This window comes from Hirschia sp. (assembly GCF_058892565.1).
On record NZ_JBZXVU010000017.1, the window covers coordinates 1 to 15,396 of the forward strand.

The window sequence follows — 15,396 nt, forward strand, 5'->3', positions numbered from 1 at the left end:
CCTTATTTCTTTTTCATAAAGCCAGAGAATTTGTCGTTAAAGCGAGATACACGACCTGCACGGTCCATCATGTGCTGGTTTCCACCAGTCCAAGCTGGGTGTGTCTTAGGGTCAATATCCAACTGAAGAGTATCGCCTTCTTTACCCATTGTTGAACGAGTTTTGTAAGAAGTTCCATCTGTCATCTTGACAGTGATGAAGTGATAGTCCGGATGTACGTCTTGTTTCATCGGTACGTGGCCCTTAAACGCCTTGGTCTTAGTTTTTAAAATCGAAGCAGCGCGCTTACCGGATATAGAGACATTTATCAACCCCTAACTGGGTTTTAGAGCAGAATAAAATATGACAGAACACCAAACACAAGCCGATATTGATCGCAAAACTGGTACACAGAAACGTGGATCAGCTGCCCTACCTGATAGACCACGCAGCAAGAAACTACGTCCTCTCCTTCAGTTATGGCCATATGTTGCTGGAAGAGGTGTCATTTTCTGGCCCGCTCTACTTCTGCTTCTCGCCGGTGTAGGTATTACCCTCTATTTGCCCGTTGTATTACGCGGCATTGTCGACAATGGCCTCGCCAATAACGACATTCCAGCCATCAATAGCGGCTTCAAAACTTTTATCGGTGTGGTCATCCTCATGACACTCATCACCTCAGCGCGCTTTTATTTTATGTCTTTGTTAGGTGAACGTGCTGCCGCCGATTTACGCTCAGATGTGTACCAAAAACTAATCAACCTCTCATCTGGTTATTATTCCAGCTTGCGATCAGGTGAAGCTGTCTCTCGTCTAACAGCCGATGTCACATTAATTGAAAGCTTTCTTGGTTCGTCTGCTTCAATCTTTTTACGCAACGCGCTTTCCCTCACAGGTGCGCTAATCATGATGTTCATCCTGAACTGGCGCTTAACCGGTGTTATGTTCATCGCAGTGCCGCTCATTATGATACCCATGTTCGTGATCGGTACGCGTGTGCGTAAACTCTCCACTGCTGTTCAAGACCGTATTGCTGATGCCGCAGGAGAAGCTTCTGAGAGCCTTGAAGCGATTGAACTGGTTCAAGCGTATGGACAAGAAGCCACACGTGCCAGCCGTTTCCGCCAAGCATGTGAAACTGCATTCATCGCTGCCCGTCGCCGCATTGGCGCGCAAACGCTTATGTCAGGTTCAATTATCTTCGGATTATTTACTGGTATCGCCTTCATGGCATGGCTGGCCATTCAGGAAGTACTTGCAGGCCGAATGACGTCTGGAGAGTTAGCCCAGTTTGCAATGTATGCCCTATCAGGTGTTTCAGGCTTCGGAATGCTGGCTGATGTTTTCAATGCGGCCATGCGAACCTCCGGTGCTATTCAGCGGTGCTCAGAAATCCTCAATGAAGATCCTGACATCCGCGCGCCTGAAAAGCCTCTTAATCTACCATCCCCTGTTACTGGTGCTGTGCGTTTCGACAATGTATCCTTTTCCTATCCGACAGATTCACAGCGTTCAGCATTGAATGGTTTCGACCTCAATATCAAAGCCGGTGAAACAGTTGCGCTTGTCGGACCATCTGGTGCGGGTAAATCTACTGTGTTTCGTTTGCTATTGCGTTTCTATGATCCTAATGCCGGCGCAGTCTTGCTTGATGGAATGGATGCACGCGCCGTCACACCACAAGAATGGCGCGCTCAATTTGGATATGTCCCACAAGAAGCAGCTTTGTTTTCAGGGTCAGCAGCCGACAATATGCGCTTTGCATTCCCAGAAGCTTCAGATGAAGACATTATCAACGCCCTTAAAGCGTCAGAAGCTTGGCAATTCCTTCAGACGAAACAAGGACTGGATGCTGAATTGGGCGGACGCGGCAAGAATTTATCGGGTGGAGAGCGCCAACGGGTCGCTATTGCACGCGCACTCGTACGAAACGCTCCTGTTATGCTGCTAGATGAAGCTACAAGCGCGCTGGATGCTGAAAACGAGCGCTTGGTACAGTCTGCCCTAGATCGCGCATCAGACGACCGTACGACGCTTGTTATCGCACACCGTTTGGCAACAGTGCGCAGAGCAGATCGTATCATTGTGATGGATCAAGGAAGTGTGGCGGAAGAAGGCGATCATGAAAGTCTCGTCAAGCAAGGCGGCATTTATGCCCATCTGGCCGAACTTCAATTTTCAGGCACCTAGCTGAAGCTAATCACCACCATGTCTGATCGGCTCACTTTCATCGGAAGTGAGCTGCATCCATTTGGTTCGCTCAAAACCATAAGCCATATCCATCAACTCAAATTGGAGACCGACAGGTTTGCTAGACGTTGAATTCCACATAGCAACAATCCCTGTATCCAATACTGGATCAAACAAGATCATGGCACGATAACCTCTCACAGCTCCGCGATGTCCAATCAATTTATGACCCGCATAATCATATACACGCCACCCTAGTGCATAGTCAGCATGTGTGACATGCGAAGATTTGCGCCGCATACGATTACGTTCTTTCCACGTTGGTGTACGCGGTGTGTGTATCTCTTGCAAAACATCTTCTGGCAGGACTTCGGGCACCAAACCCATTTGGGCGCGCATATATTGCGCTAAATCTTCAATAGATGAGTTCATACCGCCTGCCGCAGGAACTTTATAATAATTGTCATTTAGCTCGACCGGACGCATCATAGAAATTCCAGACGAATATCCAAATGGTCGCGCCCAGTTACCTGTACGTTTTAGATCATCTTTGGTTAGGCTAGCTGAACGCATATTAAGGGGTGCAAAAATATATTCTGTCACCAAGTCCTTATAATCTTTACCAGTTGCTTCCGCCATCACTTCTGAAATCGTGTCAAAGGCAACATTCTGATATGAATGACACTCACCCGGCGTACAAATATTGGTCAGTTTACCCAGATCTTTGCGTATGATTTTAGGATCAACGCCATCCTCTAGCCGCGTATCATAGGCATTAGGAACAATCCCCAACTGATGCGAAAGAATATCCTCTACTTTTAACGTCGAGAGGCCGTTTTTGGGTAATCTCAAAGACGTATGAAAATCAGATATTGGCGCTTTTAAATCTAACGCTCCATTTTTATTCAAAACACCAGCAAGTGTACCTGCCATGCCTTTAGACAAGGATGCCCAACGAAAAACCGTGTCTTTATCCACTGCAGGACCACCCGGATAGGTTTTCCCATATCCTTTTACAAATGAAATTTCGCCCTTCTCAACAACAGCTAAGGCAAAACCGATCATCTGGTCTTCTTGCATTAATTTTTCAGCGCGTTGATCAATATAGGCAAGGTCAAGCACCGGCGCAGGCGCTGGCGGCGCTAGTGATGGCGCACTTATATTTGGTTCCTCATCAAAATGATAAGCACTAGATTCCTGCGCAAGCGCTTGAACACCTGAGAAGAAAACTCCAAGCGCAAAGAATATAGAAACGACTTGATTCATACGACCTAAGAATGACGACATTTTGAACCTTTGCCAAATTGACAGACCTATATTGCAAGCTGCACTTTGCGACCAATCGAGTCAGAATTGAGGTGAAACCATCTTTTTATTCAATTTAGCAAAACGCACAGAATGTGATTATATTCTGAACCTTCAATCTGAACAGCTCATTAATCAATTATGTTGAGAGAAACAAAATTCAACTCGTCCTCCAGATGGAATATCACGCATGAATTTGACCAGAAATTACCAGCAACTTGCCCTCTATAATCAATGGATGACAACCAAAATCTATACCGCCATTGAAGGCCTAACGATTGAAGAATTAAAAAAAGATCGTGGTGCTTTTTTTAAATCTATCTACTCAACTTTAAACCATCTCCTCTGGGCTGACATTCGTTGGATGAGCAGATTTACAGGAAACACCTACCCTTTTGAAGACAGCAAAATGGGTGTCGATCTGTTTGATGATTTCGAAAGCTTACGTGATGAACATCTAAAAATGGCTGAGCACATTATCCATTGGTCAAACACCTTGAATGAAGATCAGATATCACAAGATCTAACCTGGACGCGCGCTTCAGGCGGCACACCAGTCACAAAACCCTTCTGGCTATGCATCACACACTTATTCAATCACCAAACCCATCATCGTGGCCAAATTACACAAATGCTCAAGCCAATCGGCATTGATGTTGGCGACACTGATCTGCCGCTTATGCCGAAATAAGAGCATGGAAACAAAAAGGCCAGAAAATATCTGGCCCTTACATCAAACTAAAATGTATCAGAAGACTTGGGCTTCACGCGACCTTCAATACGATCTGTCATTTTGGCAACCAGTGTAGAATTCCCGCAAACGAGATCCCCATCATTTAGCGGGTCCTTACCGCCAAGGCCATTGACGACACCGCCAGCTTCGCGAACTAGAACAATTCCCGCTGCCACATCCCACGGCGCAAGCCCTCTTTCCCAAAAGCCATCAAACCGACCAGCAGCGACATATGCCAAATCAAGCGAAGCTGCACCAAAACGGCGAATACCAGCAACTTCACCCATTAAGATATTAAGTTCTTTCAAAAACTCCGGGTGATCACCACGCCCCATAAAGGGAATGCCTGTGGCAAGAACGCTTTCGCCAAGTTTACGGCGATTAGATACACGTAGACGTCTATTTTCTAACCAAGCACCTTCACCTGTCTCTGCCCAGAAAATTTCATTGCGGATCACATCATGCACGACACCTGCACGCAATTCACCATCACGCTCAAGCCCGATTGATACGGCGAAATGCGGGATACCATGAAGGAAATTTGTTGTGCCATCTAACGGGTCAACAATAAAACGGTGTGATTTATCAGATCCCTCTACGATGCCGCCCTCTTCCATCAAAAAGCCATAGCCCGGACGCTTCTTGGATAAGCGATCAAAACATATCTCTTCGGCTTTTCTGTCAGCAGCAGAAACAAAATCTGCCGGTCCTTTTTTAGAAATCTGAAGCTGTTCCACTTCGCCAAAATCACGCAATAATTTACGGCCAGCCGCCTGAGCAGCTTCAATCATTATCGATACGGTGGGTGAAGGACGCGACATTTTTTTAATTTCCTAAGAGCAGTCTTTGCGATGTGTGTGGAGATCACAAAGTAAAATACCAGACGGGGCGTCTATCCTAGTCAGAGCAAATTATCAAGGTAACAAGCCATTGTAGCTCAATTTCAAGGCGATTTTACAAATTCGACCTACAACAATTAAAACCGCCCCTTTTAAATTTCCATCACAAATGAGCAACTAAGAACGAACAAACTATATCACGTAATTGCTATCAGTTATTGCTCTAAAGGCCGGTTTTGCTTTGTAATTACGATCAAACAATAAAGGGTAATTGGTGCGCTCAGTCGGCCTCTCATTGAGCCATGAATGGGCATCGGAAACTCCCCAAAATGAAACGTTTTCTACGCTCGGTCGCAATATTAGGCCATTGAAAAGGTCTCTGAAGATTTGCGCCTGAAGCTTTAGGCGCTCTGCGGGCACATTCGCACCAAAATCAGCATCACACCCCGTTTCATTTTGCCAACAAGAACCAGGATCTCCATATACCGACATATCCATTTCCGTAATGTGATTGACGAGTCCAGCAAAAAGATCATCAACTGCATCAATGGCACTTAATACCGAAGATGCGGCATCTCTATAATCTAAATGGCACTGGTGGCCGACACCATGAATCGGTATGTTCCGGTCTAGCAGGTCTTCGACTATCTCAATCAACCGGCCTCTTTTATCTTCAAATTCTGTATTGTACTCATTGATAAAAAGTAATGCATCTGGGTCCGCAGCATGAGCAGCTTCAAATGCCCAATCAATATATTCAGCACTACCAACAGCCTGATACCAATCAGAATTTCGATATGGCGCAGTTGTTTCGCTTGCACTGTCTGAGACTACTTCATTGACCACATGCCAAGAATGCACCTTACCTTTAAAATGCGTCACGACCTCAGTCACATAATTTTGAAGTTTCGTTTTGATTTCATCTTTGGAGCCTAAAAAGAAATAATCAGGTGTCGATGAATGCCAGAGGAGCGTATGGCCATGTAATTCAAAACCATTGGCTTCAGCGAATGCTACCAATTTGTCACCAGCTGAAAAATCGTAAACCCCTTCAGAGGGCGAGATGACATCCGCCTTCATCTCATATTCCGCCATCATAGAATTGAATTGGCTTTTAAGCAGATCGACTATCGGATCATTTGTATCAATCTGAGGCGTTTGTGCCGCCGAACCAATTTTAAAATTATTCCTATATGTGTTGCGCAACAATCCAGATGTGGGTTCATAAGCAATTGGCGTCGAGGTGGATGTTGGCGTGGGCGTAGGCGATGAACCTCCCCCTCCACCACTACAACTTCCAAGCGCTAGAAGACTTACGCCACCAACTAACAACTTCAACCGTTGTCGTGCATCGATCTCAGTCATCATGCTACCTCTCAAACGCGGTCCAATCGAGCCAATAAGATTCGCTCGACGTTTAAATTATTTGGTTAATTATAGAAAAATCAGCTATATAGGTTAGAATTTGCCGGAAATGCCCGACATTTTCAACCCTTTGACTGCATCAAAACATTAAAAGCTTTAACCGCTGCTTTAGGTCCGTCAGCATAGTTCCAGACGCCCGATGAAACAGCAAGAAAATCAGCCCCCGCATCAATCAAAGGTTTTGCATTTTCCACCGTGATGCCACCAATCGCAACGCAAGGAACTTCAATAAATTGTTGCCACCAAGTCAATGTTTCCAATTCAGCCTTGGCTTTAGGGTCTTTGGTTTGTGTGGGATAGAATGCACCAAAAGCAACATAATCAGCCCCCGCCTCACCTGCTTCCATCCCCAAGTGACGGCTATCATGACACGTCACCCCAACAATAGCATCATCACCAACAATCTGACGCGCGTCTTTCAAAGACACATCATCTTGCCCGATATGCACACCATCTGCGCCAAACTTCTTCGCAAGATCTGGACGGTCATTGATCAATACAGCCACATCTTTGGCCTGCGCCATTGGAAGTATACGTTTCGCAACTGCTTCTATATGTGCATCACTTGCAGCAACACCTTCACGCGTTTTCAAGCGGATCTGAAGACACGCAACATCTCCCCCATCCAAGGCTTGCTCACAATCACGTGCAAAAGCTTCCACATCCTCAATAACAGGAGGCGTGATCAAGTATAGGCGGCATTCTTGGTTCATCATTTGATCTTATTAAGGCAAAGAGCTTGGGTAACTAAATCTATATGTCAGCCTTTTATGGTTTTTGCATCAGAAAATTGACCAAGCCGCATATTGTCCCGCTTTAAAATAAAAACCCGCCCCTTTATTTAAGGAGCGGGTAAAATAAATTTTCCAATCAATATGGAAATGCGACTGATTTAACCAGCTTTAGAAGCTTCACAAATGCAATCGATTGTTGCTGAAAGCGTTGCATCAAACTCTTCATCACTTTGCTTAGCTGAAAGACCTTCAAGCGTCGCACGCGAGAAACTCGCAATCATGCCTGTGTTAGATGCAAGTTTTGCATTCGCGTCTTCTCGTGAATAACCACCAGAAAGCGCCACAACACGCTGAACGCGTGGGTGATCGATCAATGGCTTGTAAAAGTTTGCTTCGCTTGGAAGTGACAGCTTCAACATCACCTGCAAATCGTCTGGCAGCGCATCTAGCTGTTTTGTGATCTCAGTGCGAAGAATAGCTTCAGCTTCGGCTTTGTCAGCAATTGTGATTGTCACTTCTGGCTCAATGATCGGCATTAAACCATGTGACAAGATCTGCTTACCAACTTCAAACTGCTGTGCAACAACGGCTGCGATACCAGCTTCATTAGCTGCATTCACAACAGAACGCATTTTTGTTCCATAAACACCATTGGCAACAGCACGCTCAAGCAAAGCATCCAAACCTGGGTTTGGCTTCATCAACTGAACACCGTCTTTCTCGTCAGCAAGACCTTTATCAATTTTCAAGAATGGAACAACGCCGCGCTTTTCCCAAAGATATTTTGCTGTTGGCATGCCATCAATTTGGCCATCCATCGTGCGCTCAAACAAAATTGCACCGATAACTTTTTCGCCATTGAAAGCTGGTGATTTAATGATGCGAGTACGCATTTCATGAACAAGCGCAAACATTTCATCATCATTGGAATATTCGTTCTCTTCTACACCATAAGCTTTAAGAGCTTTAGGCGTTGAACCACCTGATTGGTCCAGAGCAGCTACGAATCCAATTTTGGTTGCCGCTTGGTGCGCCATTTCTTTGTTAGTCATTCTATTTTGTCCCATTTGCATTCGCGTTTTCGCGATTATTGCTTTATTGCGGTTGCACGAAACCCTAGCAGATTTCGTGCCGCCATTTCATCTTCTAACATTATATGCATCTATAACGTCAGTTTTGTTACGTTTTTAGGCACGTAGCGCTTCAACACCTGGCAAAATTTTACCTTCCATCCACTCTAGGAAGGCACCGCCAGCTGTAGAAATAAAGGTGAAATCCTCAGCCGCACCTGCATGATTAAGCGCTGCAACAGTGTCTCCACCGCCTGCAACCGCAGTAATCTTACCAGATTTTGCGAGATCACCAGCACCTTTTGCAGCTGCCACTGTCGCTTCATCAAATGGTTCAAGCTCAAACGCACCAAGCGGACCATTCCAGACAACTGTCTTAGATTTAGACATTTCATCGACAAGTGCTGCTGCTGCGATAGGACCTGCATCAAGGATCATCTCATCATCAGCCACATCATTTGCGTCACAAATACGCGACGGTGCAAATGCTTTAAATTCTTTGGCACACACAACATCTGTTGGAAGCAAAATCTTACAACCAGATTTTTCAGCAGCTGCTTTAATTTCTGCAACAGTGCCAGTTAGTTCTGACTCACACAGAGATTTTCCTACATTTATCCCATCTGCAAACAGGAATGTATTCGCCATACCGCCGCCAATTGCCAAAGTATCTACTTTGGACACAAGGTTTTTGAGCAAGTCGATTTTAGAAGATACTTTCGCGCCGCCAACCACAGCCACGACAGGACGAACAGGTGTCCCAAGCGCTGCATCAAGTGATTTCAGCTCTGCTTCCATAGACCGTCCAGCATATGCAGGAAGAAATTTAGTTATCCCCTCCGTTGTGACATGTGCACGGTGCGCCGCAGAAAATGCATCATTGACGAATATATCACCAAGCTTTGACATTTCTTCTGCAAGAGAAGTATCATTTTTCTCTTCGCCTGCTTCAAAACGTGTATTTTCAAGAAGAATAACATCGCCTTTACCAGCAAGATCAATTGCTTGTTGCGCAACTGGGCCTACGCATGCAGTTGCAAAAGTAATAGACTTACCCAACACAGCCTCAATAGCAGGAACAACCGGCCCAAGACTCATCTCTGGAACCACTTTACCTTTTGGGCGTCCAAAGTGTGCCAAGAGCGCTACTTTTGCGCCTTTATCGATGAGAAATTTAATTGTCGGCATTGCGGCGCGCAGACGTGTGTCATCTGTCACTTCGGCGGCATCATTCATAGGTACGTTAAAATCAACACGAACCAAGGCTGTTTTGCCGTCTAGTTCATTGGCAATCGTGTCTAATGTTCGAAAATTCGACATGACTTTCTCCTAATGGTTTAAATCTATGACATTCAGGACAGCAAAACCGTTTAGAATGGCGTCTACTGCAACAGTGGACAATATCATTCCCATTACACGACTTATGACACTAGCTCCAGAAGTCCCGATTAATTTTAGTATTGGATTAGCAAGAAGAAGCAGCACAAAAGTGAACACAAGCACACCCAGCAACAGCCCTGCGGTAGCGGTTTGTTCCAAAACGGAATGCCCATGATTATCTGTAAGAATAATCACAGTCATAATTGCACCCGGCGATGCAATAGATGGCATAGCCAAAGGAAAGACAGCGCTTTGGCTTATTGATTTTGCTTGATTGAGTTCTTCTTCGGGTTTTGAAGGCCCAAATATCATTTGCAGCGCAAACAAAAACAGAATTATCCCGCCAGCAATCTGGAAAGATCCTAACGCCAACCCAAGCGCTTCAAAAACCAGCTGCCCAAGTATCAAAAACGTGTAGAGCACGATTGCCGCGATCAACACACCGATAAGCGCCACTTTAGGGCGGTTTTCAGGTGCCATACCTGCGGTAACTGCAATAAAAATGGGGATCGTTCCAATAGGGTCAATAACCACAAACAGCGTTATCAAATCTCGATAGAGCGATCCCCAATCCATATACTATACTCTTTAGTCAGTTGTTATTAAATAAATTTTGCAAGCTCTACTGCAGTGTCAGACATACGAGTTGAGAAGCCCCACTCATTGTCATACCAAGCTAGAACAGACACAAAGTTTCCATCCATAACCTTAGTTTGGTCAGCGTGGAAAATTGATGAGTGTGGGTCGTGGTTAAAGTCAGAAGATACATGCTTTACTTCGGTGTAACCTAGCACACCTTTCAAAGAACCTTCAGCAGCTTCTTTAACAGCAGCGTTGATTTCTTCGATTGTTGTATCGCGTTTTGCAACGAATTTCAAATCAACAACAGACACGTTTGGAGTTGGAACACGTAGAGAAAAACCATCAAGCTTTCCGTTCAATTCAGGAAGAACCAAACCAACGGCTTTAGCAGCACCTGTTGATGTCGGGATCATAGACAATGCCGCGGCACGTGCGCGATAAAGATCATTGTGCATACGGTCGAGTGTCGGCTGGTCACCAGTGTATGAGTGAATTGTTGTCATGATACCTTTTTCGATACCAATCGTGTCATTCAACACTTTAGCAACTGGAGATAGACAGTTAGTCGTACATGACGCGTTAGAAACAACCATGTCATCAGCGGTCAATGTACCGTGGTTCACACCATAAACGATTGTTTTGTCAGCGTTTGTAGCTGGTGCAGACACAAGAACGCGTTTTGCACCTGCTTCAAGGTGGGCAGACGCTTTTTCTTTTGAGGCGAAGAAACCAGTACATTCCATCGCGATATCAACTTTGTTTTCCGCGTGTGGAAGTTCTTTAGGGTCACGAATAGCTGTTACTTTGATCGCTTTACCGTTTACAATGATGTTATCACCATCAACAGACACATCCGCCTGAAGTGTACCGTGAACAGAGTCATATTTTAGAAGGTGTGCGTTTGTTTCAACCGGACCGAGGTCGTTGATAGACACAACTTCAACATCAGTGCGGTTGTTTTCAATAATAGAACGCAATACCAAACGTCCGATACGGCCAAAGCCGTTAATTGCTATACGTACAGCCATCTTTAAATTCCCTTTTTAGTCCCTGTGAGTGTCGCTACGGAATACATGGCCCCGTAGCGAAGTTTTATCAATATTAGTCAGTCAATTAGATTTGCTTTAATGCGGCATCCACAACGGCATCAGACGTGATATTAAAGTGATTGAACAGATCTTTTGCAGGCGCAGACGCCCCAAATCCATTCATACCTACAAACTCACCATCTGATCCTATCACGCTATCCCAACCAAAACGCACGCCGGCCTCGACGCCGACTTTAGGTAGGTTACTGCCAAGAACTTCAGCTTGGTATGCGTCAGATTGCTCTAGGAATAATTCCATACATGGCATGGACACAACCCGTGCGCCAATATCTTGAGCTGCAAGCTTCTCTTGAGCTTCCAGCGCAAGACCAACTTCAGATCCAGTCGCGATCAAAACAACTTGAGCTTCACCCTTGGCTTCAGATAAAATGTAAGCGCCTTTTGCCACCAAATTTTCATCTGTGTGATCTTTACGCGCCGGCACAACACCTTGACGCGTTAAAGCCAAAACAGAAGGTCCGTTTTCACGGTTCAATGCCACTTGCCACGCTTCCATCGTTTCCACACCATCACATGGGCGCAGAACGTGTATGTTCGGCATTGCACGCAATGAAGCCACGTGCTCCACTGGTTGGTGTGTTGGTCCATCTTCACCCAGACCGATTGAATCATGCGTCATGACGTGAATAACGCGCGCGCCCATCAAAGCACCCAAACGTATCGCGCCTCGAGAATAATCAGCAAATGCGAGGAATGTCCCAGAATAAGGGATAACACCGCCATGTTGCGCCATACCATTCATGGCAGCCGCCATTGCGTGCTCACGCACACCATAATGCATATAACGCCCAGCCCAGTCATCACTGTTCAAAGCCGTTGTGTGAGATGTTTTCGTGTTGTTTGAACCAGTCAGGTCTGCCGATCCACCGATCATCTCAGGAATAGCACCTGTCAGCACTTCAAGCGCAGCACCAGACCATTGGCGCGTTGCTTTTGTCGCTTGGCCTTCTGCAACTTCTTTTTTATGTGCATTCGCCGCAGCTTCTACGCCTTCAGGAAGCTTGCCTGCCATTGCGCGTGTAAATTCAGATGCTTTATCTGATGCATTCAAACGTGCCTCCCACGCCTTGCGTACATCCACAGAACGCGCACCCGCAGCACGCCATGCATCTAACACTTCAGGCACAACCGTAAAGCGCTCACTTGGTAAACCAAGGTTTTCACGCAGTGCCGCAGTTTCATCTGCTGGGTATGGACCACCGTGCGCTTTGCCTTGTCCGGCAAATGTTGGGGCACCAAATCCAATTGTAGTTTTACAAGCAATCAAGCTTGGCTTGTCTGTGTTTGCTTTTGCGCGCTCTATAGCTTCAGCAACGGCCTCTGGGTCATGACCGTCAACGGCATCAACCTGCCATCCAGAAGAAGCAAAACGCGCTGTTTGTTTTGTTGAATCGGCAACATCAGTACCGCCATCAATCGTCACTGCATTGTCATCGAAAAGTACAATCAACTTGCCAAGCCCCAAATGGCCAGCAAGTGTCAAAGCTTCTTGAGAGATACCTTCCATCAAGCAACCATCACCCGCAATCACATAGGTGTAATGGTCAACAAGCTCATCACCATAGCGCGCATTCATATTGCGTTCGGCAATCGCCATCCCAACAGCTGTGGCAATCCCCTGCCCCAATGGACCTGTTGTTGTCTCAACGCCTTCAGTAATGAAATTTTCAGGGTGCCCAGGAGTCTTAGACCCTAATTGACGGAACTGCTTGATATCTTCCATTGATATGGATGGGTAACCCGTTAAATGCAACAAAGAATAGATAAGCATAGACCCGTGACCAGCAGACAAAACAAAGCGGTCGCGGTCTGCCCATTTAGGTGCTGTCGGGTCAAATTTCAGGAACTGAGTAAACAATACAGTCGCAGCATCTGCCATCCCCAAAGGCAATCCAAGATGCCCAATTCCCGCTTTTTCAATAGCGTCTGTAGAGAGTGCGCGTATGGCATTCGCCATATCCCGATTTGCAACTGTTGATGAACTCATAATGGCTTCCCTGAATTGTTTTTAGCTGAGTTAAACGCATTATAAATTACGTCAAGACCCTTCCGATCAGACCTCGACAAATGGCCATTGCAAAAATTGATTGCATCCAAGTGTTTAGTGAAGCAAAATAGTTAATATGGATCAGCAAGATAACGATAAAAAAAGCGAGCAAGCACCCGTCCGAGATATTCTTGGACAGGCTGAATTACGCCTAACCAATGCCGTCACCTCTTTGACGGGAAGCGTAGACCGTATGCTCGAACGCCTAGAAGCTGCCCGCCCCGCCGAAAGAGAAGCCGAGGCTTTGAGACGCGACCGGGCACGTTTGGCCATGGATCTTGATAGCGCACGCGCAAGAGAAAAAGAATTACAACAGCTCGCCGATGAAGCCTCTAGCGCTTTAGGAGCAGCAATAAAGGAAGTAAGAGAGGCATTGGGCAAAGTCTGACATTGTGGGAAGTACAGACCTTAATCAAAACCCGTGTCTTTTTGGGGTGAAAAGATGAGCAAAGCAGAATTAATAATCAATAAGAAGCGCTACATCGTTTCTTGTGAAGAAGGACAGGAAGCACGTTTGACCAAGCTTGGTGAACGTCTGGATAAACGTGTCATCGGATTAGCCGAAGTCATGGGAGAGATCGGCGTAGAAAGACTATTCCTAGCTGCCGCTCTATCTCTTCTCGATGAGTTAGACGATGCGGAAATGGATGCCGGTGTTAAATCACTTGATGACCGGATAACAGCAATAGAAGCGCGCGCAGCAAAGGCCTTATCCGATGCGGCCAGTCGTATTGAATCGCTATCGGCGCATTTAGAACGCGCTCACTAAACCAGTTTGATCTCAATCTCGTTTAGGCATTTTGCCCTGCCACATAGCCAGATGACCATGCCCATTGGAAATTATATCCACCAAGCCACCCTGTGACATCAACAGCTTCACCAATAAAGAATAATCCCGCTACATTTTTAGCTTCCATCGTTTTTGACGACAGATCATTGGTATCAATACCGCCAATCGTCACCTCAGCGGTACGATAACCTTCCGTGCCGACTGGCTTTAAACGCCAAGCAGAAATGCGCTTTGCAATCTCTTCCAATTTCGCGTTGGAAAGATCAGCCATCCGAAAGCTAGCATATGTCTGTTCAGCAATTGACTGCGCCAAACGAGACGGAAGAAATGTTTCCAATACGCTTGCCAGTTTCTTTTTCGGCGCTTCTTCGCGTCCCTTTTTCAATGCAGCCAACACATCAACGCGCTGCGCCAAATTGACTTCAATTTCATTACCCGGCAGCCAATAAGAAGAGGCTTGTAATGCGGCCGGTCCTGATAAACCTCTATGCGTGAAGAGCATGGCTTCATCAAAGGCAATCTCCCCCGTATCAATGCGCGCACGCACAGACACACCAGACAATTCCGACATTTCTGCCAGTAATTCTCCGCCAAACATAAAAGGCACGAGTCCCGGACGTGGATCAATAATGTTGAGGCCAAATTGTTTTGCTAATTCATAAGCAAAAGGTGTCGCCCCCATTTTAGGAATAGAAAGCCCGCCCGTTGCCACAATAAGTGACTCACAATGCATATTTCCTATACTTGTCTGCACCAAAAATTCGGTATCACGTTTAGAAACACCTGTAATTTCAGTGCTCAACCTGATCTCGACATTATTAGCCGCACAATCATCCAACAACATTTGAATAATTTCAGTCGCACTATCATCGCAAAACAATTGGCCCAAAGTTTTCTCGTGATATTTGATGCCCTGCTGATCCACGCGCGCAATAAAATCATGTTGCGTATATTGCTTCAGCGCTGACTTACAAAAATGCGGATTTTGCGAAATGAAGCGGGAGGGATGCGTGTTCACATTTGTAAAATTACAACGTCCACCACCCGAGATACGCACTTTCTCAGCTGGTTTCTTGGCATGATCAATCACGCAGACTGATCGACCGCGTTTTCCCGCCTCAATGGCACTAAAAAGCCCCGCCGCACCTGCGCCAAGGACAATAATATCGTAATTTTCTGAAGACATAACCACCTTGGAACACGGTTTAAGGCT

Annotated in this window: 15 protein-coding genes; 4 read left to right on the forward strand and 11 right to left on the reverse strand. The window is 45.8% G+C overall.

Annotated elements, in window-relative coordinates:
* Positions 1-2 precede the first annotated feature (2 nt).
* The gene (gene rpmE / locus AC5EF3_RS06820; RefSeq protein ID WP_015828789.1) at positions 3-230 is read right to left on the reverse strand and encodes a 50S ribosomal protein L31; all 228 of its coding nucleotides are present in this window, start codon (positions 228-230) and stop codon (positions 3-5) included.
* A 112-nt stretch (positions 231-342) separates the two neighbouring features.
* On the opposite strand from rpmE, the gene AC5EF3_RS06825 reads away from it, so the two are divergent.
* Positions 343-2,169: an ABC transporter transmembrane domain-containing protein gene (locus AC5EF3_RS06825; RefSeq protein ID WP_493547494.1), complete on the forward strand. Its 1,827-nt coding sequence runs from the start codon at positions 343-345 to the stop codon at positions 2,167-2,169.
* 6 nt (positions 2,170-2,175) lie between these two features.
* On the opposite strand, the gene AC5EF3_RS06830 is transcribed toward AC5EF3_RS06825, so the two are convergent.
* The gene (locus tag AC5EF3_RS06830; RefSeq protein WP_493547495.1) at positions 2,176-3,456 is read right to left on the reverse strand and encodes a serine hydrolase domain-containing protein; all 1,281 of its coding nucleotides are present in this window, start codon (positions 3,454-3,456) and stop codon (positions 2,176-2,178) included.
* Between the two features lie 208 nt (positions 3,457-3,664).
* On the opposite strand from AC5EF3_RS06830, the gene AC5EF3_RS06835 reads away from it, so the two are divergent.
* The gene (locus AC5EF3_RS06835) at positions 3,665-4,165 is read left to right on the forward strand and encodes a DinB family protein (RefSeq protein ID WP_493547496.1); all 501 of its coding nucleotides are present in this window, start codon (positions 3,665-3,667) and stop codon (positions 4,163-4,165) included.
* 47 nt (positions 4,166-4,212) lie between these two features.
* Here AC5EF3_RS06835 and AC5EF3_RS06840 read toward each other — a convergent pair whose 3' ends face one another.
* From AC5EF3_RS06840 to tkt, 8 genes are all read right to left on the reverse strand, one after another.
* A complete protein-coding gene (locus tag AC5EF3_RS06840; protein WP_493547497.1) occupies positions 4,213-5,028 on the reverse strand; it encodes an inositol monophosphatase family protein in 816 nt (271 codons plus the stop codon).
* A gap of 210 nt (positions 5,029-5,238) precedes the next feature.
* Complete coding sequence (locus AC5EF3_RS06845) at positions 5,239-6,414, reverse strand: endo-1,4-beta-xylanase (protein WP_493547498.1); 1,176 nt, start codon at positions 6,412-6,414, stop codon at positions 5,239-5,241.
* A gap of 119 nt (positions 6,415-6,533) precedes the next feature.
* Positions 6,534-7,187 carry a thiamine phosphate synthase gene (gene thiE / locus AC5EF3_RS06850; protein WP_493547499.1) on the reverse strand — a complete coding sequence of 218 codons (654 nt, stop codon included), beginning with the start codon at positions 7,185-7,187 and terminating at the stop codon, positions 6,534-6,536.
* A 176-nt stretch (positions 7,188-7,363) separates the two neighbouring features.
* Positions 7,364-8,257, reverse strand: a complete 894-nt coding sequence (locus AC5EF3_RS06855) for a fructose bisphosphate aldolase (RefSeq protein ID WP_493547500.1) — start codon at positions 8,255-8,257, stop codon at positions 7,364-7,366.
* A 135-nt stretch (positions 8,258-8,392) separates the two neighbouring features.
* Complete coding sequence (locus tag AC5EF3_RS06860; RefSeq protein ID WP_493547501.1) at positions 8,393-9,595, reverse strand: phosphoglycerate kinase; 1,203 nt, start codon at positions 9,593-9,595, stop codon at positions 8,393-8,395.
* Between the two features lie 9 nt (positions 9,596-9,604).
* Positions 9,605-10,231 (reverse strand): MarC family protein, encoded by a 627-nt coding sequence (locus AC5EF3_RS06865; RefSeq protein ID WP_015828798.1) that lies wholly within the window; start codon positions 10,229-10,231, stop codon positions 9,605-9,607.
* Between the two features lie 26 nt (positions 10,232-10,257).
* A complete protein-coding gene (gene gap, locus AC5EF3_RS06870) occupies positions 10,258-11,265 on the reverse strand; it encodes a type I glyceraldehyde-3-phosphate dehydrogenase (protein WP_015828799.1) in 1,008 nt (335 codons plus the stop codon).
* Positions 11,266-11,350: 85 nt separating this feature from the next.
* On the reverse strand, positions 11,351-13,333 hold the full coding sequence (gene tkt / locus AC5EF3_RS06875) for a transketolase (protein WP_493547502.1): 1,983 nt from the start codon (positions 13,331-13,333) through the stop codon (positions 11,351-11,353).
* Between the two features lie 136 nt (positions 13,334-13,469).
* Here tkt and AC5EF3_RS06880 point away from each other — a divergent pair, with 136 nt between their 5' ends.
* Entirely contained in the window at positions 13,470-13,781 is a 312-nt protein-coding gene (locus AC5EF3_RS06880; RefSeq protein WP_493547503.1) for a DUF4164 domain-containing protein, read from the forward strand.
* A gap of 54 nt (positions 13,782-13,835) precedes the next feature.
* Complete coding sequence (gene zapA, locus AC5EF3_RS06885; RefSeq protein ID WP_493547504.1) at positions 13,836-14,162, forward strand: cell division protein ZapA; 327 nt, start codon at positions 13,836-13,838, stop codon at positions 14,160-14,162.
* A gap of 22 nt (positions 14,163-14,184) precedes the next feature.
* On the opposite strand, the gene AC5EF3_RS06890 is transcribed toward zapA, so the two are convergent.
* Complete coding sequence (locus AC5EF3_RS06890; RefSeq protein WP_493547505.1) at positions 14,185-15,369, reverse strand: BaiN/RdsA family NAD(P)/FAD-dependent oxidoreductase; 1,185 nt, start codon at positions 15,367-15,369, stop codon at positions 14,185-14,187.
* Positions 15,370-15,396: the final 27 nt, after the last annotated feature.

Excerpts from the sequence above, each read along its gene's own strand:
- rpmE (WP_015828789.1), bottom strand. The coding sequence starts at position 230 with ATGAAACAAGACGTACATCCGGACTATCACTTCATCACTGTCAAGATG.
- AC5EF3_RS06825 (WP_493547494.1), top strand. The coding sequence starts at position 343 with ATGACAGAACACCAAACACAAGCCGATATTGATCGCAAAACTGGTACA.
- AC5EF3_RS06830 (WP_493547495.1), bottom strand. The coding sequence starts at position 3,456 with ATGTCGTCATTCTTAGGTCGTATGAATCAAGTCGTTTCTATATTCTTT.
- AC5EF3_RS06835 (WP_493547496.1), top strand. The coding sequence starts at position 3,665 with ATGAATTTGACCAGAAATTACCAGCAACTTGCCCTCTATAATCAATGG.
- AC5EF3_RS06840 (WP_493547497.1), bottom strand. The coding sequence starts at position 5,028 with ATGTCGCGTCCTTCACCCACCGTATCGATAATGATTGAAGCTGCTCAG.
- AC5EF3_RS06845 (WP_493547498.1), bottom strand. The coding sequence starts at position 6,414 with ATGATGACTGAGATCGATGCACGACAACGGTTGAAGTTGTTAGTTGGT.
- thiE (WP_493547499.1), bottom strand. The coding sequence starts at position 7,187 with ATGATGAACCAAGAATGCCGCCTATACTTGATCACGCCTCCTGTTATT.
- AC5EF3_RS06855 (WP_493547500.1), bottom strand. The coding sequence starts at position 8,257 with ATGACTAACAAAGAAATGGCGCACCAAGCGGCAACCAAAATTGGATTC.
- AC5EF3_RS06860 (WP_493547501.1), bottom strand. The coding sequence starts at position 9,595 with ATGTCGAATTTTCGAACATTAGACACGATTGCCAATGAACTAGACGGC.
- AC5EF3_RS06865 (WP_015828798.1), bottom strand. The coding sequence starts at position 10,231 with ATGGATTGGGGATCGCTCTATCGAGATTTGATAACGCTGTTTGTGGTT.
- gap (WP_015828799.1), bottom strand. The coding sequence starts at position 11,265 with ATGGCTGTACGTATAGCAATTAACGGCTTTGGCCGTATCGGACGTTTG.
- tkt (WP_493547502.1), bottom strand. The coding sequence starts at position 13,333 with ATGAGTTCATCAACAGTTGCAAATCGGGATATGGCGAATGCCATACGC.
- AC5EF3_RS06880 (WP_493547503.1), top strand. The coding sequence starts at position 13,470 with ATGGATCAGCAAGATAACGATAAAAAAAGCGAGCAAGCACCCGTCCGA.
- zapA (WP_493547504.1), top strand. The coding sequence starts at position 13,836 with ATGAGCAAAGCAGAATTAATAATCAATAAGAAGCGCTACATCGTTTCT.
- AC5EF3_RS06890 (WP_493547505.1), bottom strand. The coding sequence starts at position 15,369 with ATGTCTTCAGAAAATTACGATATTATTGTCCTTGGCGCAGGTGCGGCG.